Annotated in this window: 24 protein-coding genes and 1 riboswitch; of the genes, 10 read left to right on the forward strand and 14 right to left on the reverse strand. The window is 55.6% G+C overall.

The window, feature by feature from the left end:
• Position 1: 1 nt before the first annotated feature.
• The gene (locus RSDT_RS02715) at positions 2-1,183 is read right to left on the reverse strand and encodes an ABC transporter permease (protein ID WP_231941900.1); all 1,182 of its coding nucleotides are present in this window, start codon (positions 1,181-1,183) and stop codon (positions 2-4) included.
• A 242-nt stretch (positions 1,184-1,425) separates the two neighbouring features.
• On the reverse strand, positions 1,426-1,917 hold the full coding sequence (locus RSDT_RS02720; protein WP_096399464.1) for a hypothetical protein: 492 nt from the start codon (positions 1,915-1,917) through the stop codon (positions 1,426-1,428).
• Positions 1,918-2,188: 271 nt separating this feature from the next.
• A riboswitch (cobalamin riboswitch) is annotated at positions 2,189-2,415 on the forward strand.
• 73 nt (positions 2,416-2,488) lie between these two features.
• Between RSDT_RS02720 and RSDT_RS02725 the strand changes: the two genes are divergently transcribed.
• From RSDT_RS02725 to RSDT_RS02755, 6 genes are all read left to right on the forward strand, one after another.
• Positions 2,489-3,382, forward strand: coding sequence for a sirohydrochlorin cobaltochelatase (locus RSDT_RS02725; protein ID WP_096400436.1), 894 nt, complete (start codon positions 2,489-2,491; stop codon positions 3,380-3,382).
• Positions 3,383-4,456, forward strand: coding sequence for a FecCD family ABC transporter permease (locus RSDT_RS02730; RefSeq protein WP_096399465.1), 1,074 nt, complete (start codon positions 3,383-3,385; stop codon positions 4,454-4,456).
• On the forward strand, positions 4,456-5,322 hold the full coding sequence (locus RSDT_RS02735; protein WP_096399466.1) for an ABC transporter ATP-binding protein: 867 nt from the start codon (positions 4,456-4,458) through the stop codon (positions 5,320-5,322). The genes RSDT_RS02730 and RSDT_RS02735 overlap by 1 nt, the downstream gene beginning before the upstream one ends.
• A gap of 52 nt (positions 5,323-5,374) precedes the next feature.
• Positions 5,375-6,277: an ABC transporter substrate-binding protein gene (locus RSDT_RS02740; RefSeq protein WP_231941901.1), complete on the forward strand. Its 903-nt coding sequence runs from the start codon at positions 5,375-5,377 to the stop codon at positions 6,275-6,277.
• A gap of 39 nt (positions 6,278-6,316) precedes the next feature.
• Positions 6,317-7,051, forward strand: a complete 735-nt coding sequence (gene cobI / locus RSDT_RS02745; RefSeq protein WP_096399467.1) for a precorrin-2 C(20)-methyltransferase — start codon at positions 6,317-6,319, stop codon at positions 7,049-7,051.
• A gap of 306 nt (positions 7,052-7,357) precedes the next feature.
• A complete protein-coding gene (locus RSDT_RS02755; RefSeq protein WP_096399469.1) occupies positions 7,358-8,098 on the forward strand; it encodes a DUF927 domain-containing protein in 741 nt (246 codons plus the stop codon).
• Between the two features lie 276 nt (positions 8,099-8,374).
• Here the strand turns inward: RSDT_RS02755 and RSDT_RS07845 are convergent, their stop codons facing one another.
• The 6 genes from RSDT_RS07845 to RSDT_RS02775 all read right to left on the reverse strand — a co-directional run bounded on the left by RSDT_RS07845 (position 8,375) and on the right by RSDT_RS02775 (position 12,505).
• Complete coding sequence (locus tag RSDT_RS07845; protein ID WP_096399470.1) at positions 8,375-8,617, reverse strand: DUF4410 domain-containing protein; 243 nt, start codon at positions 8,615-8,617, stop codon at positions 8,375-8,377.
• A gap of 617 nt (positions 8,618-9,234) precedes the next feature.
• Positions 9,235-9,375 (reverse strand): hypothetical protein, encoded by a 141-nt coding sequence (locus RSDT_RS07350; RefSeq protein ID WP_231941902.1) that lies wholly within the window; start codon positions 9,373-9,375, stop codon positions 9,235-9,237.
• A gap of 109 nt (positions 9,376-9,484) precedes the next feature.
• Entirely contained in the window at positions 9,485-9,697 is a 213-nt protein-coding gene (locus tag RSDT_RS07355) for a S49 family peptidase (protein ID WP_231941903.1), read from the reverse strand.
• Complete coding sequence (locus RSDT_RS07360) at positions 9,652-10,248, reverse strand: Clp protease/crotonase-like domain-containing protein (protein WP_231941904.1); 597 nt, start codon at positions 10,246-10,248, stop codon at positions 9,652-9,654. Before RSDT_RS07360 ends, RSDT_RS07355 begins: the two co-directional genes overlap by 46 nt.
• Positions 10,245-11,921 (reverse strand): AMP-binding protein, encoded by a 1,677-nt coding sequence (locus RSDT_RS02770; RefSeq protein ID WP_096399471.1) that lies wholly within the window; start codon positions 11,919-11,921, stop codon positions 10,245-10,247. Before RSDT_RS02770 ends, RSDT_RS07360 begins: the two co-directional genes overlap by 4 nt.
• Before the next feature lie 14 nt (positions 11,922-11,935).
• Entirely contained in the window at positions 11,936-12,505 is a 570-nt protein-coding gene (locus tag RSDT_RS02775; protein ID WP_096399472.1) for a helix-turn-helix domain-containing protein, read from the reverse strand.
• A gap of 226 nt (positions 12,506-12,731) precedes the next feature.
• On the opposite strand from RSDT_RS02775, the gene RSDT_RS02780 reads away from it, so the two are divergent.
• The 3 genes from RSDT_RS02780 to lpdD all read left to right on the forward strand — a co-directional run bounded on the left by RSDT_RS02780 (position 12,732) and on the right by lpdD (position 16,151).
• On the forward strand, positions 12,732-14,009 hold the full coding sequence (locus tag RSDT_RS02780) for an IMP cyclohydrolase (RefSeq protein WP_096399473.1): 1,278 nt from the start codon (positions 12,732-12,734) through the stop codon (positions 14,007-14,009).
• Positions 14,010-14,017: 8 nt separating this feature from the next.
• Positions 14,018-15,538, forward strand: coding sequence for a cobyrinate a,c-diamide synthase (locus tag RSDT_RS02785; RefSeq protein ID WP_096399474.1), 1,521 nt, complete (start codon positions 14,018-14,020; stop codon positions 15,536-15,538).
• Between the two features lie 238 nt (positions 15,539-15,776).
• Entirely contained in the window at positions 15,777-16,151 is a 375-nt protein-coding gene (gene lpdD / locus RSDT_RS02790) for a prenylated flavin chaperone LpdD (protein WP_231941905.1), read from the forward strand.
• 204 nt (positions 16,152-16,355) lie between these two features.
• Here the strand turns inward: lpdD and bioB are convergent, their stop codons facing one another.
• From bioB to trmFO, 6 genes are all read right to left on the reverse strand, one after another.
• Positions 16,356-17,405: a biotin synthase BioB gene (gene bioB, locus RSDT_RS02795; protein WP_096399475.1), complete on the reverse strand. Its 1,050-nt coding sequence runs from the start codon at positions 17,403-17,405 to the stop codon at positions 16,356-16,358.
• An 84-nt stretch (positions 17,406-17,489) separates the two neighbouring features.
• A complete protein-coding gene (locus RSDT_RS02800) occupies positions 17,490-17,894 on the reverse strand; it encodes a MucR family transcriptional regulator (RefSeq protein WP_096400441.1) in 405 nt (134 codons plus the stop codon).
• Positions 17,895-18,079: 185 nt separating this feature from the next.
• The gene (locus RSDT_RS02805; protein ID WP_096400443.1) at positions 18,080-18,820 is read right to left on the reverse strand and encodes a DUF4851 domain-containing protein; all 741 of its coding nucleotides are present in this window, start codon (positions 18,818-18,820) and stop codon (positions 18,080-18,082) included.
• Between the two features lie 23 nt (positions 18,821-18,843).
• Positions 18,844-19,068: a hypothetical protein gene (locus RSDT_RS02810; RefSeq protein WP_096399476.1), complete on the reverse strand. Its 225-nt coding sequence runs from the start codon at positions 19,066-19,068 to the stop codon at positions 18,844-18,846.
• Between the two features lie 310 nt (positions 19,069-19,378).
• Positions 19,379-20,110: a septal ring lytic transglycosylase RlpA family protein gene (locus RSDT_RS02815; RefSeq protein ID WP_096400445.1), complete on the reverse strand. Its 732-nt coding sequence runs from the start codon at positions 20,108-20,110 to the stop codon at positions 19,379-19,381.
• A 321-nt stretch (positions 20,111-20,431) separates the two neighbouring features.
• Positions 20,432-21,793, reverse strand: a complete 1,362-nt coding sequence (gene trmFO, locus RSDT_RS02825; protein ID WP_096400447.1) for a methylenetetrahydrofolate--tRNA-(uracil(54)-C(5))-methyltransferase (FADH(2)-oxidizing) TrmFO — start codon at positions 21,791-21,793, stop codon at positions 20,432-20,434.
• Positions 21,794-21,909: 116 nt separating this feature from the next.
• Here trmFO and rplU point away from each other — a divergent pair, with 116 nt between their 5' ends.
• Positions 21,910-22,218: a 50S ribosomal protein L21 gene (rplU, locus tag RSDT_RS02830; protein WP_096399478.1), complete on the forward strand. Its 309-nt coding sequence runs from the start codon at positions 21,910-21,912 to the stop codon at positions 22,216-22,218.
• Positions 22,219-22,233: the final 15 nt, after the last annotated feature.

Below are 22,233 nucleotides of genomic sequence, written 5' to 3' on the forward strand. Positions count from 1 at the left end.
ATCACTCAAAGCGCAGGGCGGCAACAACGTCCATGCGGCTTGCCTGGACTGCAGGGTACAGCCCGCCGGCCACACCTATGGCGGCGGAGAAGATAATGCTGCCGAGACTGCTCAGCCAGAGCAGCGAATACGAGAAGCCTGTAGCGAGCGTCCATGAACCGGCCGCCACCAGAAGTGCGCCGACCACAATGCCGAGCACGCCTCCGACCATGGCCTTGCAGAGCGCCTCGGCCAGAAACTGCACCAGGATGTCAATATCTGAGCCGCCCATGGCCTTTTTAAGACCGACTTCACGCGTGCGTGCGCGCACGGCGGCAAAAGTGCCGGACCATATTCCGAAACCACCCAGCATGAGCGACGCGACAATGCTGAGCCACAACAGCGCCTCCACCCATATGAAGGTGAACTGTATGCGTTTGAGCTGTTCATCCTGAATGCGCAATACCACATAAGGGGCGGACTGCTTCTCGCGTACCAGAGCAGGTATTTGCTTCACAAGTCGGGACACGTCTTCCCAGCCGGTGGCGCGTACGTAAATGCGACTTATCTTGTCCCCAGCCCATTTGCGGTCAATCATTGTGGTGCAGGGTAGAAAGCCGTTCTGTTTTTCCGAGCCGAGCATCACGCCGGTGATCACACCCACCACCTCAAAAACCTCTTTCTGCAAAAAAACCAGCTTGCCGACAGCCTGTTCCGGATCGCCGTACAGATTGCGCGCGGCGTCGATCCCCAGCATGCAGACTCTCCGGCGGCGGTCAATATCTTCACTTGTGAAAATGCGGCCAGCCACCAGATCCAGCGAAAAAACATCGGTGTACTTCTCGTCCACGCCGCTGAACAGCACGTTTAGCGAACGTTCGCCTACGCCGCGCAAACCGAACAACTGCCCGTCGCGCACGTTGCGGCTGATTATCGAAACGCCGGGCAATGCGGCAATGGCTTGTATTGTTTCAGGGTAAAATTCACGCAGGGGCTGGCCGGGATACTGTGTATCTTCCATATAGACATGGATGACGTTCACTCCGCCCATCAGTAGCATGTCTTGGCCGATCTTGTAGCGTATTTCGCGGCCGAGCACAGCCAGCACTATAAAGGCGGTGATGCCGAGCGCAATGGAAATCACCACGCCATAATTGCGCTGGCGTATCACCTGCCTCAGACTTACGTGAAAAAGATCCGACATGGTTATCATGACTGGGAAGTATATAACGGAGCACGGCACGTGTCAAAACAAGCTGGTGGATTTCCTGGCATTTCGGCGCAATGTCCCGCTTGCCCTGCAGATTCCTCAAGGCAGGCGCCCGGACTTTGACATTTTTAATAAAGGATTGATGTGTACTTTGCTGTCGTCATTGGCCGGATTTTTCGCCTGTTCAAGGGATGCGGGCATGTTTTGCGCAACAGGTAAATTTTCCTTGGCGTCACTCAATATTGTTTCAGCATTTGCCAGTTCCTGCCGGCGGCTCTCCGGCGTATTGGTTCCGCACCCTCCATAACCGCCTGCCACTGCCACACGCTCACTGCATATTTGTCCATAAAATAATAGAAAAAAATTTCCTTACCCTGTTTTAATGCATTGCGCCATTTCCCGGGCAGTTCTTTCAGCGTAAAGGGGCCGCTTACATAGCCGTCGCGCGCGTGTTCGTAAATCTCACGTTGTGGGTAAGGCTTCTCACGCACACCCATCTTGATTCGTCTGTCAGAAAGCACATCCTTGGCAGGCACGCCTACAGCGCGGAACACCATCTGCCCGCCGCACGGCATGCGCAGCGTCAGATTTTCTGCGTGGTGATTTTTCTTTGGGTTCCACGCTTCCTTCGGGCTGATGCCCCCGCCGGAGGCTTTTAACCCGGCGGCGAATGCGGCTGAAGACAGGCAAAGCATGGCGCACAAAGCAAAAAGCACACAAAAACGCATGATAACATTCCTCAGATTATACATCGCGCACCACTGAACAATTGGAACAGCCCGCAGCACTTTTACCCGAATTGCCCAAAGGACATTGTGGACAAGGCAGACTCGGCAATGACCAGCACTCCGTTTTAAATGGCCGGCGATGTGCTTGATTCCGGATTTTTTTATATATTCGTCAAACATCGCACGATCAACTATTATGGAGAGCATTCGATATCGTCAGTTCAAAAAATCCTTGACTCGGGGTGTCTATACATGCCCTGTCGTCATCATGGATGACGCCTTGACTTTCGGTTCTCAGAAGGTTTAACTGTGCCCGCGGCGGGGAATTCCATGCCAATCGGAAACAGTCGCGCTGCGGTAAGAGGGTACAGAGCTTCCGTGGTCCTTACGGTTCACGACAGCCAGTCGCGTCTACGCGCGGTGAAGGCGAAGCAAAGGCGCAGAGCACATGCCTGCAATCCCTCAAGTCCGAATACCCGCCGGGCGCATTCTGAAATTTCTCCGTGGTTATGGAGACGTTCTGAGCCGCGTCATTCACAAACCTAATCAACGCACGATTGAGGAGGCCGCCATGAAGCGGTTATTTCCGCGCATTTTTCTGCTGTTTCTCAGTATAGCGCTTGCTGCGACTGTTCGTCCCGCCGAAGCTGTTGACGCCCCGAAAGAAGGGATATTGCTTGCGGCCTTCGGCACCACTGTGCCCGAGGCCATGAGCGTCTATACAGATATTGAGCAAACATTTAAGGCCGAATTTCCGGGCTCGTCTGTGGAATGGGCCTATACCTCGCAGATTATCCGCCGCAAGCTTGAAAAACAGGGCCGTCCCGTGGGTGGCGTCAGCGACGGGCTGGCCGCGCTGGCCGCGCGGGGTGTGAAAGTTGTGCGTGTGCAGTCGTTGCACATCATGGCCGGCGAGGAATTTGCGGAACTTGCGCGCGCCGTGCTTATTGACGTGCAAAAAAATCCCGGCCGTTTTAACGCCGTATATCTGGGCAGACCCCTCCTTGAATCCCGTCAGGACGCGCTGGAAGCAGCCGCGGCTCTGGTTGGGGACACAAAGAAAGCGGGCGGCGAAGCGCTGGTGTTCATGGGACACGGGCAGAGCCAAGGCAGGGCGGATTTGGTTTTTGAAGGCGTGCGTGCTGTGTTCAGGGAAATTGATCCGCGTTTCTTTATGGCCACAGCGGAGGGTGCACGGAATTTTGACCGCCTTCTGCGCGACCTCAAGTCCGGCAAGGTTCGCCGCGTACGGCTGCAGGCACTGATGCTTGTGGCCGGAGAGCACGCCCGCAATGATCTGGCCGGAGATGAAAAGGATTCCTGGGCGTCCAGGCTCAAAGCAGTCGGTTTTCAGATAAAGGCCGATTTGCGCGGCCTTGGAGAAATGGACGGCATACGCAGTATTTTTGTGCGCCACGCCAAAGAAAGCGGCGACGATCTGACGAAGGAGCCGAAAAAACAATAGATGTCAATTAAAAAACTGCCGCTCATACATAACACGACGCCAGCCGTAAGGCGACATACGCCCGTTCTTGTCTTTTTGGCCGGGATATGGCTCTGCTCGCTGCCGGTGGCCTGTCTTTCCGGCCCCGTGCCCATAAGCGCGGCGGATGTGTTTTTGGCTCTGGCAGCTCGTCTTGGCCTTGCAGATGCCCCGGCGGAAGCGGCGAACCTGCTTGTGGTGGGCGACATACGTCTAGCGCGTGTTGTCATGGCGGCATTGTGCGGCGGCGCTCTTTCCACGGCCGGCGTTACATTGCAGGGCGTTTTGAGAAATCCCTTGGCGGATCCCTTTACGCTGGGCATTTCCGCAGGCGCGGCTTGCGGAGCGAGCATGGTAATCGCGTTTGGCGGCGCGATTGTGCATACCGGCATCTCTGCTTTCTCACAGGCCGGCCTTGTTGCGCCCGCCGCCCTCACAGGAGCGCTGCTGGCGCTGTTCGGTGCGCTCTGCCTTGGTGCCGGGGGGGAGGAAGCGTTGCGCCGCGAACGCGTCGTGCTTGCCGGCATTGCCGTCTCCGCGTTTCTGGGGGCACTGGTGGCGCTCGTCAAAGCGCTGAATGAAGAATCCGTCACCAGCATTGTTTTCTGGATTCTGGGTTCGCTGCAGGGCCGCGGATGGGACAGTCTGCCAATGCTGCTCTGCACGCTGCTGCCCGGATTCGCACTGGTGTGCATAAATTGGAGAAAGCTCGATGTGCTCTGCCTTGGCGATGATACGGCAGCCCATCTAGGAATTTCTGTGGGAAGCGCCCGTTTCTGGCTTTTGGCCGGCGCCGGCTGCATGAGCGCCGGTTGTGTGGCTGTGGCGGGGGTCATCGCTTTTGTAGGACTGGTTGTCCCGCACATACTGCGTCTTGTGCTGGGGGCCGGGCACGGCCCGCTGCTCACTGGCGCTTTTTTCGGCGGCGGTCTTATGCTTGTATGGGCCGACGCGCTGGCCCGCAACCTGCCGGGCGGCGGACAGGAATTGCCTGTCGGCGTCGTCACTGCCCTGTTGGGTGGACCGTTTTTCGCTCTGCTGGTGGGCAGACGCTGATGCTGCGTGTGCGTGACCTCACAGCATGGTATGGCGAACGGCTTGTGCTGCGCGGTTTGAGTTTTGACATAGGTGCCGGCGAATGCGTGGCCTTGCTCGGGCAAAACGGCAGCGGCAAAACTACGCTCCTGCGGGTGATTTCTGGCGTGCTGCGGCACACGGGCGGTGCGATCTCGCTGCAGGGCACTCCCCTGCAGAATATTAAGCCGCGTTTACGCGCGCGACTTTGTGCGGTTGTGCCGCAACGCGAAGAAATTCCTCCAGGACTGACGGCGCGCGAAATGGCGCTGCTTGGCCGCTACACCTGGCTTTCCTGGCTCGGCGTTTACAGCCGTAAAGACTACATTGCGGCTGACGCGGCATTGACGGCCGTTGGAGCTCGTGAATTGAGCGGAAGAGCCGTCTCCGGACTTTCCGGCGGAGAACGACAGCGGGTTTTACTCGCGCGAGCGTTCGCGCAGGAAAGCCCCCTGCTCATGCTGGACGAACCGGCGACTGGCCTTGACCCGGCGCACATGACGGAAATTTTTGACCTGCTTGAACGCCGCCGTGCCGCCGGCACCTGTGTGTTCATGGCCGTGCACGACTATAATCTGGCCGCGCTCTATGCCACGCGCCTGCTTGGCCTGAAAGGCGGCCGTCTGCTGTTTGACGGGCCTGTGGAGGAGATGATGACCGAGGCGAATCTCAACGCATTGTACAAGGCTCCTTTTTGCGTTATGCCGCATCCGAAATTCGAACTGCCGCAGGCTTTGACGGGAAGGGCCAATGGGCCGTGGAATCATGCTCCCCATCATACCCGCAAAGGCGGAAATCCGGCGTCTTTTCAAAACACGACAGAATTCCTCTGGCAAAACAAGGAATGACGCTGCTTGCATGACAACTTTACGGATCGGCAAAGAGCCTTTAGGAGCAAAAATGAAAAATACTGCAACAGGTCTCGCGTTCCTGTGCCTGCTGCTCAGCCCGTTTATGCCTGTTGCATCAGACGCGGCGCACATCACTGACGACACGGGCCGCAGCGTGACGCTGAACACGCCTGTCACACGCGTTATCGCGCTGTACGGCGCTTTTAATGAATTATTGATGGCGATTGGCGCGGCCGATTGCCTTATCGCCCGCACAGCGGCTGACGCGGAATTTCCGGCCATAGCCCACCTGCAGGCTATCGGCACGCACATGCGCCCCAATGCTGAACTGATTGTGGCCCAAAAGCCGGATGTGGTTCTGCAGCTTGCCGGGCGTCAGGAAGCGCTGATGCAGACAGAATCCCTGCGCGCGCTGGGCCTTGATGTGTTGACTTTTACCATGGAGTCTTTTGAAGACATATTTCGCGTCACCTCCGTCTTGGGAGAACTTGTCGGACGACAGGAGCAGGCAACCGGGCTTGTCGCCGGTTTTCGCGCGCGACTCGCGACTCTGTACGCGCGCTGTAGTGGGCAAAAACAACCGCGCGTGTTTTATGAAGTGCGTTACCCCAATCTGCTGGCCGCCGGAACGTGCGGTATTGTAAATGAAATCATCACTGCTGCCTGCGGGAAAAATGTGATGCGGGAACCAAAAAAACTGGTGCGCTGTAATGAGGAAACCCTGATTCTGTCTGATCCGGACATCTACATAGTGCAGCAAGGTCCTATGAACCCTGCGCCGCCGCCGCCAGCAGACCGCCCTCACTACAGAGATCTGCGCGCCGTACGCGCGAGCCGGGTGCTGGCGGCGGATGAAAAACGCTTTGCCAGGCCTGGACCACGCGCCATTGACGCGGCTGAAGAACTGTCGGACAAACTGCTCGCATACCCGATTCGCCAGAGCAGCCAATAACTGGCTTTCCTCTGAAACTGCCGATACGGACAAAAAATCGTGTGCAAACAAAACTCGCTCTCCGGAACTCTCTACGGCGTGGGCGTTGGGCCCGGCGCTCCGGATCTGCTGACGATCAGGGCAGTGAACGTGCTCGCGAAGGTGGACGCCATTCTTACCGCCGCATCGCCCCTCAACGATTATTCAACAGCACTCAACACTGTATGGACCTGGTTGCGACCGGATGTGCAGATCGTGCGTCTGGAATTTCCCATGACGCGACAGACCGATGTATTGCGGCAGGCATGGCGCGAAGCGGCACGGCGCACACTGGAAACGCTGAATGAAGGGAAGAGTGCAGCTTTTTTAACCATCGGCGACCCGCTCATTTACAGCACATTCGGCTATCTTTTGCGCACGCTCAAAAAAAGCGAGCCACATGTGTCCGTAGAGATAGTGCCCGGCGTCGCCTCATTTCAGGCGGCCGCCGCACGCGCCGGCACTGTGCTCTGCGAAGGCGGGCAGAGTCTGCGCCTTATATCCGGCACCAACAGTGCGGCAGAACTCACAAAAGAACTGACCGGAGCTGACACGGCCGTTATTTTAAAAGCCTACCGCAACATAGCGGGGATACATGATGCCCTGCGCGCAAGCTGCCGCGACAAAACCTGCCTTATGGCCTGTCATGTTGAGCAGCCCGAAGAACGCATTACGCTGGGACTAGATGAAACTGCGGGCACGCCGCCTTATATGTCGTTGATTATAAGCAGAAAGGACGAAGAAGTTCAACAATGATTTTCAGGTCGTCCTGACGGAGAATGTCGCCGACTATGAAAAATTGACGCATTGATTGAATCTCGCAGAAAACACGACGCCAACATGGCCAAGCCCCTGCCAAGCAACCAGAAAAATCAATTGGTTAAGCTCAAAGAGTCAGCCTCTTTTCTGTGCATTGTCTATTTTGTCCCTGCTCTGTCCCCATTTTTGTATAAAGGGGGCAGTGAAGCCCCCGACGGGAACTTGCCAGGTATGTCATGCCTGACGAACGTTTGGACGGAACTGATAGCTCCTGGCGAGCTCCTCTTATAAAAATGGGGTGGGCTGAGCGCAAGAAAGGAGCGCGAGCTTTTATTGCGCTATCTTGAGAACATACAGCCGGTGCGGCGTTTTTTGGGAGTCGACCGCACCGGCTGGCATGATGCTGCCTTCATCCTACCGGGACAAGTATTTCCTGAGGAGAAGAGCTCTGAAATCATACTCCAGTCGATGCCTTCACGCAACCCTTACACACAAGGAGGTTCGCTGGAAGGGTGGAAAGAGACGATAGGTACCTGGGCTGAGGGTAACAGCCGGGTTATGCTGGTAATATGCGCGTCATTGGTGGGATCGCTTCTGAGGCCACTGGGGCAAGAATCAGGCGGTTTTCACCTTTTTGGCACCAGTTCAACGGATAAAACCATTAACGATGGCTTTATTCATGGCGAGCAACTGATAACGGCCTTGCGTTCGGATACCTTTCTCTGTCTCGATGAAATATCTCAGGCCGAATGGAGGACTTTGCAAATCGTGCAGCGGTTCCAACTCTTCATTGAAAAGCACGGCGCAAGCAGGTTTCAGGTTTTGACTCGGGGCGGAGTGATGGGCGAGACCTGTCGAGGCCGTGCAGGATTCCGCTATGAAAATGGGGAGGGCCGGACTATTTTTTATTTTCTTGATGAAGTTTTTAAGGAGGTCGGACTTCTTATAAAATACAAGCTGCCTCAAACAGTGGCAGATATTGGGGGGCGTCCAAGACTCTATGCAGTATCTATCCCTGATGAAGCGGAGAGTAGGACTACATAAAAGCGGGACAAGAACCATGACAGGGACACATGGCGGGACAGCGGAAACATAGGCGCAGCAACGACCCCCCCTTGTCCCGCTAAAAAATAACATATATCTGTATCTCGCCCTTGCTATGTTTTTCGGGTTGTGCTGCGAAAAAAATTAACAGGTGCATTCCAAAAATCAGGGAGGGGGAAATTTCTTGGCAGGTTTTATTTCCCAGCCTCTTTTTTTATTGTGGCCTTACGCGTTTTTTCATTTTTCAGGTTGTTTACAATTTCCTTTGCTGCTTCTTTAAAAACATATTCCCATGCGCCTATTGTAAAGGCACCACCGAAGGCAATAGATCGTTACAAAGGCGTTAGCAGCAAGTTTTGTTTCACCTGCGCCAGGCATTAGCCAACGCTTGAAAGCGTTTCCAGGTTCATATTTTAGAATATTTACATTTATTATGTAGTTCCCCTGTTCTGAAAAGGAACTGCGGTTTTTGAGTTCAAACTGTAAGGCATCCCCCATGGCTTGCGCAAGGTCAATCATCCGGCTTGAATTTAAAGCCGGACATATCTTTATTATAGGAGATTTTTGTAGCACACCCACCAAGCATACCCGCAATCAGAACCATTGACGCCAGAATCGTGCCTAGTTTACACATGAATACTCCCCTTGTTTTATCAAGCTGCCCCCGGGTCTGCCAGCAGGGGTACCACCTTCCCTTCTGGTCAGGTTGAACATTTTTCCCCCTTCCCTCTCCCCTTACAAATTTAGATACAGGTATATGTTATTTTTCACCGGGACAGGCGGGACACCGGGACAGAAAGTGGTTTTTCGTTGCTGCGCTCAGCTATCCGCTGTCCCGTTTTCTTGGCCCGGTCATGTCTCTGTCCCGTTTTTTTATGGTTTGATATGATACCAAAACTCCAGCATGGTCCCGGATAATGTCACATATGACAAAAAATTATAGGTCGGGAAGATGGCGGAATTGCTTATACACTATCAGAAAACACGGAGGCCTGTCAAAGCCTGATGCAGAAAGCGCTATTGGAACTCTCACGGCGGTGGCGCTGGTTGCCCATGCAAGTGATGTCAGACATTTCAACAATGATAAAACAGCTCAAAAATTTAAATGCGTTTGCCTTGGTTCGCGCACGCCTTGTTCAAAAGTGGTACAGGAAAATCGGTGTGTGCCAGTTCCCTGCCGCAGCGCCGTCAATGTCCAGCCCGAACCAGGCTTTCAGTTTGTCCTTCAGCCAGAAGGTCTTCTTTTTGCGCGCCAACAGGTTGCGTTCAAAGGGCACGCCTGTTTGCCTGGCAAGCCAGCGATGGGCGGAATCCTGCCCGCCCAGTTCGTCCTACCAGACCGAGCTGTTTAGCTTCTCGCCCCGTAAAGATTTTGCCCTTGGCGAGCTACGCCACTTGTTCACGCGGCATGTGCCGCCCCTGTGCCACGATATCGGTAAACTGCGTGTGCATGTCTGCAAGCACGCCCTCAAAATAGCTTTTTTCTTCGGAAGTCAGCTCCCGCAGATAGGAGCCGGCGTTTTTGTAGGGCATGGTGACAAGCGTTTGCTGCCCTATGCCGATTTTATCAAACATGCCCTGCAACTGCGGTATGTCCATGCGCACGCCGATGGAGCCTGTGACTGTGGACGGACTGGCAACACCCTATTCCCGGCCATGCTGATCATAAGACCGCCAGACGCGGCAACGGCGCCCATGCTTACAGCCACTGGCCTGCTTTCGGCGAGCTCGGCTAGAGCGGAGTAGACCTCTTGTGAGGTCGCCGCCCCGCCGCCGGGTGAATCCACCCGCACAAGTACGCCTCCGATGTTCAGGCGGCATTCAATATCGTGTATCCATTGCAATTCGTCGCTGACGTCCATGATCGGCCCGCATACCGTGACAAGGGCAAGGCGCTCCCCGCTATTGAGCAGATCACCGCCGTCGTCATTGAGGCTGAACAGGAGTCCTGCGGCAAGCGCCGTCACAACAGCCGTCGTCCAGAAGATGACGGGATACCGCCTGCGAAATGGCCGCCGAAAAAGATGCCGCCAGACATCGCCCGGAATTTTAGCGAGCGGACAGGCGCCGGCACAGTTTTCGCGTGAAGCGGGAGCGTCTGTCAGGGCGTCGCCGCGTTTTTTTTCAAAAGAAAACTGATCGGTTGTCACTGCAAAGCCTCCGGCCAGTGTTCCGCAGCCAGTTCCCGCAATTTGTATTTTTGAATTTTGCCGCTGGCTGTGAGCGGAAATCTTTCTATTATTGTGATATATTTAGGAATTTTAAACCAGGATATTTTGCCGCGGCAAAAATCGCGCACATCTTCGGGCAGCACATCCGCTCCTGTACGGGGGATGACAAATGCCCCGACTTCTTCACCGTACCTGCGGCTCGGTACGGCCACTACCTGTACGTCCAGCACGCCTTCCATCTGCAACAGAAATTCTTCCACCTCGCGCGGATAGACGTTTTCTCCGCCGCGGATGATCATGTCCTTGATGCGTCCGGTCACACGCACATAGCCGTGCTTGTCCATAACGCCCAGATCTCCGGAATGCAGCCAGCCTTCCGGGCTGATGGTCTTGGCCGTGTCTTCGGGCATTTTATGATAGCCTTTCATGACATTGTAGCCCCGGCAGAGAATTTCACCCACTTCGCCACGGGGCAGTTCCTCACATGTGTCCGGGTCGCCTATGCGCACTTCAATGCCGGGCATGGCGCAACCCACAGTTTCGCACCGCAATGTGAGGGGATCACTGATGTCCGACTGCGTCATCACCGGCGAGCCTTCTGTCAGTCCGTAACAGATGGTGATTTCTTTCATGTACATGTCTTCCACAACACGGCGCATGAGCGGCTCAGGGCAGACGGAACCGGACATGATGCCGGTGCGCAGACTTGAAACGTCAAAGCGTTTGAAAAGCTTGTGTTCAAGCTCGGCCAGAAACATGGTGGGCACACCGTAAAGCGCGGTGCAGCGTTCGCTGTCCACAGCGATCAGGGCTTTCAGGGGATTGAATGTTTCCAGAATGACCATGGTTGTGCCGTGGTTGACGCATGCCATAACGCCCAGCACACAGCCGTAACAGTGAAAAAGCGGTACAGTGAGGCACAGGCGGTCTTTTTCTGTAAAACCCTGATGCCGGCCTATCCAGTAACCGTTCAGACCCACGCCGACATGCGTCAGCATGACGCCGCGAGGAAAGCCTGTGGTGCCTGATGTGTATTGCATATTGATCACTTCCCACGGGTCAAGGGAGGCCTGGCGGGCTTTATAGTCCTCATCGTCGGTCATCACAGACATGGCCAGGATTTCCGGCACGGAATACATGCCACGGTGTTTTTCAGCCCCCAGAAAGCACACCCGTTTCAGATGCGGCAGCGCTACGCAGCGTATATCTGCGCGCGGCCGCGTGCGCAGTTCCGGGACAATATCATAGAGTGTGGCCAAAAAATCGTGGTCGCGCAGTCCGTCGATAATAAAGATATTTTCGCATTCGGAGTGATGCAGCAAATAGCGCAGCTCGTGTTCACGGTAGTTGGTGTTGACCGTCAGCAGAATGGCCCCTATCTTGGCAGTGGCAAATTGCAGCGTCACCCAGTAGGGCACGTTTGTGGCCCATACAGCCACTTTTTCGCCTTTTTCCACGCCAAGAGCCATCAGCCCTTTGGCAAACTGATCCACTATGGCGGCAAATTCCCGCCAGGTTTTTCGGTAGTTGCGGTCAGCGTAAACCACTGCTTCCACATCGGGGAAGCGCTCCACCGTATGGTCGAGAATCTGCCCCACAGTCCATTCGCGCAGCTCAAACTGCGCCTGACGTTCGCGTACTTTTTTGTCCATGCCGTTTTCTGTGTTCAGGAACTGTAGATGACTGCCAGAATCTGCGCCGGTTCATTGCTCGCCGCGCCCGCGTAGTGCGGTACTATGGAATTGTAATAAATGGTTTCGCCGGCCCTGAGTATATGCTTTTCACGCCCGTAAATCACAAGCATTTCGCCCTCAAGCACCAGCATGAACTCTTCGCCCTGATGGGAAATGAGCTTGTATTCTTCGCCTGCATTGGGGAGCATTGTGATGAAAAAAGGATCCATGTTGCGGTCGCTCTTGCCCTGGCCGAGGGAGCGGTGCACATACGTCGGGCGCGCCGCATGGCCGGTATGAAGAGCGTTGGCTTCCTTCCCCTCGCCGATTCTGGAGATGGCGGGATCGCGCGTTTCCTGATCGTCCATAAATGTGCCCAGACGCACACCGAGGGTACGGGCCACTTTTTGCAGCGGACCAAGACTCGGGTAAATTTCGCCGTTTTCCAGCTTGTCAAGAAATTCAACGCTAAGCCCCGTGTTGTCTGCCAGATCAGACAAACCGATGCCGCGTTCCTGCCTGAAAGAGCGTATTCTCGCGCCAATGCCGGATTCAGTAGACATACACAGGCTCCTGGTTTGCACTGCGGGTTGACTGGTTAAATTATAGATCGGCACAATAGCGAAAAGTTGATTTCCCCGCAAGCCTACTGCAGCGCCTTCACCTTTTTTAGCGAAATAACAATATACCAAAATGGTTATATATAACAATTATTAATTATTGTCTTTTCTTTGTTTGGCCTGCACGGCATTTTGTGTTAATAACGCCGGAAACCACACCGGAGGCGGCATGTCGGATATGAAGGCCATCTACAGCACTGTTCATAAAGATGCTTTTCCCGAGACAATGACCATTTTGCTCGGGGAAGAAAAACTTGTTTATAAAAAGCGCGTCTGGACGATTGATAACGAAGAAAAAGGCCTCCGTTACGGCGAAAATCCCGATCAGCCGGCCGCGCTCTATGCCCTGCGGGATGGTGCGATCACCTGCGGCGGGCTTGCCTGGCGCGGGCCTGAACACGGCATTGTCTCTGTGCTTACCGAAGCGCAGATAATTCAGGCGGGCAAGCATCCGGGAAAGATAAACCTCACGGATGTGGACAACGGCGTCAACATACTCCAGTATCTTGCAGAACGCCCGGCCGCGCTTGTTTTGAAGCACAACAATCCCTGCGGCGCCGCCTGGACTGAGAAGGGCGTGGCGTGTGCGCTCACGCGTGCCGTCATGTGCGACCGCATTGCCGCTTTCGGAGGCGCGGTAGTCGTGAACCGGCCGTTCAGCCGTGAGGCGGCGGAAATTGTAGCTTCAGCGTATTTTGAAGTGGTGGCCGCGCCTGCCTTTGAAGAAGGCGTGGTACAGATTCTGAAAAGCCGTAAAAATCTGCGCATTATGGAGCTTCCCGGTCTTGCGCGTCTTGAGGAACTGACGCGTTCTGCGTTTCTGGATGTCAAAAGTCTCTCTGACGGCGGCATTATTTTGCAGAAATCTTTTGTCAGCCGCATTCGCGCCGCTGAGGACTTTTTGCCCGCCAAGGCGACCACGCGGGAAGGCCTTGCCGTTACGGCGCGCCGCCCCGCAAAAATGGAGCTGGACGATTTGCGTTTTGCCTGGGCCGTGGAGGCGGGTGTCACGTCCAATTCCGTTATTTTTGTCCGCAACGGGGCCACGCTGGCCATCGGCACCGGTGAACAGGATCGTGTAGGCTGCGTGGAACTGGCTATCCACAAGGCGTATACAAAATATGCCGATGCGCTGGCGTTCAGAGAACTTGGGCTTTCTCTCTACGAACTCAAACAAAGGGCTGCCGAGGATCCGGCTATGCAGGAAAAACTGGCGGATATTGAGCGCCGCACGCGTGGATCCCGCGCTGGTCTTGCCGGTTCAGCTCTGATTTCCGACGGCTTTTTCCCCTTCCGTGACGGGGTAGATGTGGCTGTATGCGAAGGAGTTTCGGCCATTGCCCAGCCGGGCGGCTCGCTGCGCGACGCGGAAGTGATTATGGCTTGCAATGAGGCAAAGCCACAGGTGGCGATGCTGTTTACAGGTCAGCGCTCGTTCAGACATTAGTCGGCGTTATGTTGACAGATTGTGGTCTTTCCGGCGTGAACACACCCGCGGTCACAGCGCGGGTGTGCGTCTCCGCGCTTTCCGGCGGCGGCGGCAAAACTCTATTTTCTCTGGGGCTGGCGCGTGCGTTGACGCAGATTGGCCAGACAGTCAAACCCTTCAAGAAAGGGCCGGATTATATTGACGCGGCTTGGCTTGCACTGGCGGCAGGGCAACCGGTGACCAATTTGGATCCTTATTTTCTGTCGCCCGCGCGTCTGCGCGATCTTTTTGTTCACGCCGTCACACAGGCAAAAGCCGTCGAAAAATCCGGAAAAACAGTGCTTGGGCTTGTGGAAGGCAACAGGGGGCTGTATGACGGTCTGGACACGGCAGGCTCCTGTTCTACGGCGGCTCTGGCCCGCGCTCTTAATTGTCCCATACTGCTCAGCCTTAACTGCACCAAGATGACCCGCACGGCAGCGGCCCTCGTCCAGGGCGTGTGTAATTTTGAGCCTGGGCTCACGTTCTGCGGCCTTGTGATCAGCCATGTGGGTTCTGCCCGGCATGAAACCGTTCTGCGCCGGGCGCTAGAATATTATACGGATATGCCCGTGCTGGGCGCTTTGCCGCGTCTTTCTGAAAATCCTCTGCCTGAACGGCGCATGGGCATAGCCAGCTTTGGCGAGCGCCTGTCCGCAACGGCGGAAAACGCGCTTGCCGTGCTGGCGTCTTTTGTGCGCGAGCATGTGGATGTTGCCGCTGTGCTTGCCGCGGCTCACTGTGCGCCGGCGTTGAGGGAAGAAATGCCCTTTTGGCGGGAAGATGCAGCGCGCTGCCTGAGCGTCACTTCTGGAGATGACGGAGACAAGCTGGCGACAAGGCGGACGCCGCTCTGCAAACCGCGTATAGGCTATGTGCACGATGAGGCACTGTGGTTTTATTATCAGGAAAATTTGGATGCCCTCTCCCTGTCAGGCGCAGAATTGACGCGCCTTTCATTGCTTGACGGCGCGGCGTGGCCGCGACTGGACGGTCTGTATCTGGGCGGCGGCTTTCCGGAAGACATGGCCGCCGAACTGAGCGTTTCGCCTCATCTGTCAATGCTCGTTGCGCTTGCGCAAAGTGGCGTGCCCGTCTATGCGGAATGTGGCGGTTTTATGCTGCTGGCGCGCGGCATTGAGCGGGATGGCCGCTTGTGGAAGATGAGCGGCGTTTTTCCTGTGACAGCCCGTTTTTGCGAAAAACCGCAAGGGCTTGGTTATGTGAGCGCCAGAGTGGTGCGGGAAAATCCTTGGTTTCCTGTGGGGCTTGCGTTGCGCGGGCACGAATTTCATTATTCCCGCTGTGAATGGACGGGAGAAGCTCCTTCATGCGTTTTTTTACTTGAGCAGGGAACGGGCATGGGGGCAATCGGGGGCACGTTTCATGACGGCCTTGCGCATAACAATGTCTTTGCCGCATACACGCATATTTTTGCGCCGTCCGTGCCCTGCTGGGCTCACAATTTTACACGTATGGCCCTCAATTGTCAGCGTGAACAACTCTAAAAACAACGGCGCGGCAATCCGTCTCATTTCATATCTAATGTGCTTAGCCCCAAAGTGAATCTGATGAAATCTTTTGGGGTGTTTGCAGCCGTTGGCAAGATTATAACCCATAAGAACGCGTGCAAATGCCTTTTGAGTTCTTCATGCTTTTTGTACAATGGCAACGGCCGACAGTGGCTTCTTTGACAGATCTGTTCATTCGTTTCCACTTGCCCATAATTATGACCTTCGGGGGAACATGATGCGGCGTTTTACCGCGAAATGCGGAAGAATAGCGATAACTCTGCACCTGTTGCGCATGGGGCCGGACGCGCAGGTGGTTATCAGCGGCGGCCGCGCCCATCTGGGCGCCGTTGCGTTGGCATTCCCCACCGCAGACGGCACGCGACCGCGGGAGCAGGCCATCCGCCTGCCCGGTCACAGAGAAGACAACTTGGCCGCGCACGCGGCGCGGCGCATGGCGACAGCACTCGGCTGCGCCGTCTGCGTGAGCGCGGGCATACATTACGAGCATATCACGCAGGAAGAAATTGCCCTTGCGGAAAACCTCGCGGCCGACCTGACCGAGCGTTGCCTCACAGCGCTGGCGAACAGGGGGGTCACGCCGTGCTGACTTGTCAAAGAACTGGAAGAATTATGCATTTCAGCTGGCTAGAAAAAAGTTTCAGAGGAGGCTGCGGAAAGAACCGTTTTTATCTGTTTGAAAGCTTATGGACGTGCGGAGACGGTCGACGCTGCAGCCACACGGCTCATGCGCACGTCCGCTACGCCCGCAGATCGCGGCATACTGGCGGCTTCCAGAGTCATCCTTAGCTGTTCATGGGCGTACGCAGTCCGCCCACGACCCTCCAGCAGCAGGAGATCCGCCGTGCGTTCCCTTGTCCAGCCGCCGTATTTCCTCACTCGGCGCAGAGGATTCAAGACGCGCACCGCCGGCGCCAGCGGCCTCCAGCCCCTGCGCCGACAGCATGTCCATGTCCTCGTCTACGCCCTGTCCCTGCTTCGTAGTAAGATAACCGCCCGTCAGCATGGCGTTGGCGCCGGCGGCAAATATCTCGTGCTGTCGGCCGCCGAGAATCAGGGGGCGGCCGCCGCAGACGCGCAGAGTTGCTTCGGGCAGAATATGGCGGAACACGGCAATGATACGCAGAGCTTCGTCAGCAGCCAGCGGCTCTTGCCCTGCCAGCGGCGTTTGCGGGTGGGGGTGCAGAAAATTCAGGGGAATATGGCACACGCCCAGCTCTTTGAGGCTGAAGGCAAAATCAATGCGCTCCCGCCATGTTTCGCCCATACCGAACAGCCCGCCGGTGCATGCCTGAAGGCCAGCGCGTGTGGCCCGCAGCACGGTGTCGCGGCGTTGCGCCCAAGTCTGCGTGGTGCAAATGCTTGGGTACAGGCTTTTCGCCGTTTCAAGATTGTGATGATACCGCCGCACGCCGGCGCGGACCAGATCGTCAAACTGCCTGTCCGCAAGTCTGCCGAGCGAGACGCAGACACGCCGCCGCACGTCCTCAGGCAAGGCGGCCAGTAACGCGCACAGGCGCGTAAATTCCTCCCCACCGAGCGCAGCACCGCTGGTCACAATGCCTATATGCCCGACCGGTAGTGCCGCCAGGGTCAGAATACGGGCGCGCAAAACATCATCAGGCAAAAAATCAAAGACCTCAATGGGCGTGCTGTTGTGCCGGCTTTGGGAGCAAAAGCGGCAGTCCATGGCGCAATTGCCGCTACGGGCATTGATGATCGCGCACAAATCCACCTTGCGGCCGAACGCCGCTTCCCGCAGCCGCCCGGCGCCAGCCGTCAGTTGCGGCAGAGGCAGGGTCGAGAGTTCCAGCGCCTGCTCGCGCGTCAAAGACGTATTCATGATCTGCCCCTTCTGTTGCCCGGAGCAGGAACCCCGCGCCCGCAGGCAATGTTGAATCCGCCGCACGCCGAATTTGACGGAGCTCTATTTTTTTCTGATTTTACGACGCTTTTCCCACAGTTTCATGTCTTTCATCTTCCTGCGGCGTTCCCGCTGCAGTGCCTTGCATACCAAGGGAAAATTCTTTTTGAAGCCCCATTTCACCCTGTATTCGACAGAATCCATGCTATGGTTCGCCAGATGGCGCTTTGTCAGAATTTTGAAAACCTTTCCGCATTCAAGACACACAATGGATTGCTCTTTGACGGACTTGCGGGCTTCAACAAGCAATTCCGTGCTGTCCATCTCCACAGGGGCGTTGCCGTCCATAACAGCGCGGATGCCGCCCGCCACCTTTTGAATAAAAGTTGTGATTTCCTCTTCTGTCATCACGCGAACACCAGCCTGCGCCCGTGTAATTTCCAAAGCCTCTTTCAGATAATCGTCCATCATTGACCTCTTCTGTGACAGTCTGAATATACAACACAGACACTTGCTGTGCTCATTCTGTATCGCAAAAAATGCCCTCACCGGATTAAGATGGGCGCATGTTATACAATGCGCTTTCACGCGTCAATATATTATGATATTATGGAACCATTATTACAGCGGCAAGTGTTTTTTTATGCAAAAAATTAACGTCGAGTAAAATTTTCATACTTTGACGCTGTTCCAAGAAATTTTTCATTCATATATCGCCACTGTATATCACGGGAATAACCAAGCCGCTCCGGCGTCACTTCAGAGGGAGCGGGGCCTTCAATAAAACTCTCTCTGGCCCGCTGTTCAAAGCCCCTGACAAAATCTCCCAAGCCCATCGGCATGGTGGAAAGCGAGACAATGCCTTCCGGAAGCGGCTCACGGTATTCCAAAATTATTTTATCTGTATAAAAGTTTGTCCTGGCCGCAAAGCCGCGGATTATCCACCGGGCGGGCGCGCCTTGCTCCACGCCTGCGACAAGCTGTGTGAAGGGGTCGCGGGCGCCGTCTACAATATAGGTACAGGCCTGAAATTCCATATTGTTCACAATCTCGACACCTTCATTCACGCTGAATGGCCGGCGCATAATGCCGTCCCAGTACCAGCCGTACGGCACCTCGGCATGCGCCGCAAGCGCCACAGGGCTTCGGGCATTGCCGTCACCGTACGCCACAAGCCACACGCGCGTCGGCAGCCCGCTCACCATGTTGCCGGCCATCGGACGGGCCGTGCCCTCCGCCCTGGCAAGCACAGGCATATTTTTTGCTTGAAAGGAAACAGCCGGCCTTGCCGTTGAAACATAAGCGGAACCGCTTATGCCCCGCCGTTGCGCAGCGGCGCAGCCGACAAGAACCGCGGCAAACAGAACAAAACAGCTGATGTGCAACCAGTTCATTTCACATCGGCTAAATCGCACGTTCATTTGTGCACGCGTAGGCGATGGCGATAGTCCGCCTGACGTGTCAGCAGCGAGGCCGGACTCGCCGCGAAGATGCTCTGCTCCACCGTGATGGCGTGCACCACGGTGCGGCCGAGCATGAAATCGGAGCGTTCCTTCGCGCTGCGCATGCCTATGGTCTGCTGCGCCAGAAGCCAGCGCGCCTCCCTGCCAAGCTTCCTGATCGTCAATACGTGTCTCAGCATATGCGCCCTCTAAAAAATGTCATCTCGTCAACGCAATGACAAAAACCTGACCTGCGTTTACAATAATAGCGCGGAACGCCCTTCAAGGCAAGTGACAACCCGCGAGATTGCCGCAAGGCGAATTCATTTCGCCACAACACGGCAAAAAACTTTGAATACCTCATGAAGGTCAGGCAACTGTTGCGTGGAATCAAGGCAAAAAGCAATAAAGACTTGTCTTCCTCCGCCGGGCTGTTATGAAGATAATTACGTCGGAAGACGCCGGGGGCTGGTTCAACTGGTCATGTGCAATCTCACAAGTTAAACAACTCTACTCCCCGCCGACAACAAAGGCGTGGGGATAAAGTGTCCTGAATGCCCCAAGCATCTGTTGCGCGCTGGCGGAATTTTGCCACGGGCCTACCTGCACATTCCACAGGTTGTTGCTGCCGAACTGAAGACGCCCCTTGTGCCCTGACTGCATCAATATGCTGATCAGCTTCCAGGCATTTTCCTTGTCGGCAAAGGCTCCCACCTGCACATAAAATTCTCCCTTCATGGCGCCGTCTTCCCGCAACTGCGCAATGACGTCCAGACTTTGCACGCGCACACGCGCTGTGCCCTTACCCATCATCTCCAGACGTGTTGCGGCCGTGCGCGAAAGGTCAATGACGCGATCCTCCACAAAAGGACCGCGATCATTTATTTCAACAAGAACAGCGCGTCTGTTGGCGAGGTTGGTGACGCGCACTTTTGTGCCGAGGGGCAGGATTTTATGCGCCGCCGTCATCGCATATTGATTGTAACGTTCGCCGCTTGCAGTTGTTTTGCCGTGAAAACCCGGCCCATACCAGGAAGCTGTGCCTTCTTCCACAAAACCGTGGGCTGATTTGAGCGGATGGTAGGTTTTGCCGCGAACGGTGTACGGCTTGCTGCCGGGCACTCTCCCTTTGCGCCAGGATCCGCGCCCCCCGCAGCCTGTCAGCACGACGGCGCACAGCATTGTAACAAGGCAGAACCGCGCCGCACGGGCAAGGTGTTTTACGCTGCCGATATTTGCCATAAAAATTTTCTGCATGCATGCCCGCGCCGGAGCAGAGTGAGTGTCGGGCAAGGTGCGTTCCATGCTCTTCTCACCCTGATAATTTTCGTCAAAAATGCACCCACTGCAAGATAAATTTTGCAGACAGTCTGTTTGTGCAATCAAACTTGTTCAGAAACAGAACATGACGGTTTAATTCTTTGCGGCCACGGACCGCATAAACAACGAAGGCATTAACGTTTTTGAGTGCGTGTTGAAGGCAAATGAAGGCTTCACTTTGTACGATATGGCTATACGGCGCGGCATACACTGTATTATCATAAATATCAAAGTGGAAGAGCCTTAAAAACGCAGGGTCGTTCGCGAGGAGGCAAGCCATTGCGTAAAAGCCGCTTCAGCGCGGGCGGCATACAGAGCCTTGCGGTCTTTTTTATGAGCTTTTTTGCCAAGTTCCGGCATAAGACCAAAGTGCGCGTTGGAAGGTTGGAAATATTTTACAGGCCGTTGCAGATGCCTAAGCAGCGCGCCGAAGGCGCTTTCGGGCGGCGGCGGTGTCAGTGCAAGGCCGCGTTGCCGCGCAGCGAGCACAAGCCCCAGCCAGAGGCCTGAAGCTGCGGATTCAACATAGCCTTCCACGCCGGCAATTTGCCCGGCCAAAAAAACATGCGGCCGTTTTTTCATGGAACAGTCAGGAGCAAGCACCTCGGGGGCGTTGACGTAAGTATTGCGGTGCGTGCTGCCGAAACGGGCGAATTCCGCATGCGCCATGCCCGGCACAAGGCGGAAGACCCTCTCCTGCTCGCTCTGGGCCAGCCGCGTCTGGCAGCCAACCAGATTACAGGTTTCGGCATTGACGTTTTCCGCGCGAAGCTGCAATACTGCCCACGGACGGCGCCCGCTACGCGGATCCACAAAACCAACAGGCTTGAGCGGCCCGAATGTCAGGGTGCGGGGGCCTCTGTCGGCAAGGGTCTCCACAGGCATGCAGCCCTCAAAATACAGCATTTGTTCAAAGTTGTGCCTTTCAACCCTGAGGGCTGTACGTAAGGCTTCATAAAAACGCTCGTATTCCTCCCTGGTCATGGGGCAGTTCAGATAGTCGCCTTCGCCGTTCGGCCCGCCGTTTTCCACGCCGTAGCGCGATGCCCGGAAGACAATGCTGCTATTCAGGGAATGCGTCCAGACAATGGGCGCGACAGCGTCGTAAAAATAACAGTGTTCAGCCCCCGCCGCCTCTGCCAGCGAGACGCAAAGCTCCCCGGAGGCGAGCGGCCCGGCCGCGATAACCACGCATTCAGCTCCGGCCAACATGGGGTCATCAAGAGAAGCAATACAACGTTCCTGCAGGCGGATATGCGAATCATTCTTCACGCGCGCGTTCATGGCCGCAGCAAAAGCTTCACGATCCACGGCCAGAGCCTTGCCCGCCGGCACACGGCAGTTGTCCGCCGTTTTCATGAATTCGCTGCCCAATGCGCGCATTTCCGCTTTCAGGAGGCCAACGCCGGACGTGCGTTCGTCAGACCGCAGGGAATTGGAGCAAACCAGCTCGGCCAGATAGTCACTTACGTGCGCGGGCGAACGCAGCCCCGGCTTCTGCTCAAAAAGGGTTACGTCAACACCGGTGCGGGCCAGCACAAGGGCGCATTCACATCCGGCAAGCCCGCCGCCGACTATGGTTACGGTTGTAGATGGCTGTGTCATATTCTGCAGATTGTAAAAAAAATGCGGCAAAAGCAAGCGGGAGGATACGCGTATTGCGGGCTTGACATTTTACCGCTGATGGTGCAAATAATTTTTTCTTTTTTTGGAGGTTGACTATGTATGCGATTATAGAAACCGGCGGCAAGCAGTTCCGTGTCGAGGAAGGCTCAAAGCTCGCTGTTGCAAAACTCGCAGCGGAAGCCGGAAGCGCAATTTCCCTTGACAGGGTGTTGATGATCGGCGGCGGCAAATGCAAGGTGGGATATCCCTGTCTTGCCGGCGCTTCTGTGACGGCGGAGGTGACAGAACACGGGCGCGCTCCGAAAATCAAGGTGTTCAAGCGCTGGAGGCGCAACGACTCGCGCAAGCTGCGCGGGCATCGTCAGGACTACACAACCATTCGTATTACAGGCATTAACGGCTGACACCGTCATGCGGTG

Origin of the sequence: Candidatus Desulfovibrio trichonymphae (assembly GCF_002355955.1) — a bacterium.
GTDB classification, from domain to species: domain Bacteria; phylum Desulfobacterota; class Desulfovibrionia; order Desulfovibrionales; family Desulfovibrionaceae; genus Desulfovibrio; species Desulfovibrio trichonymphae.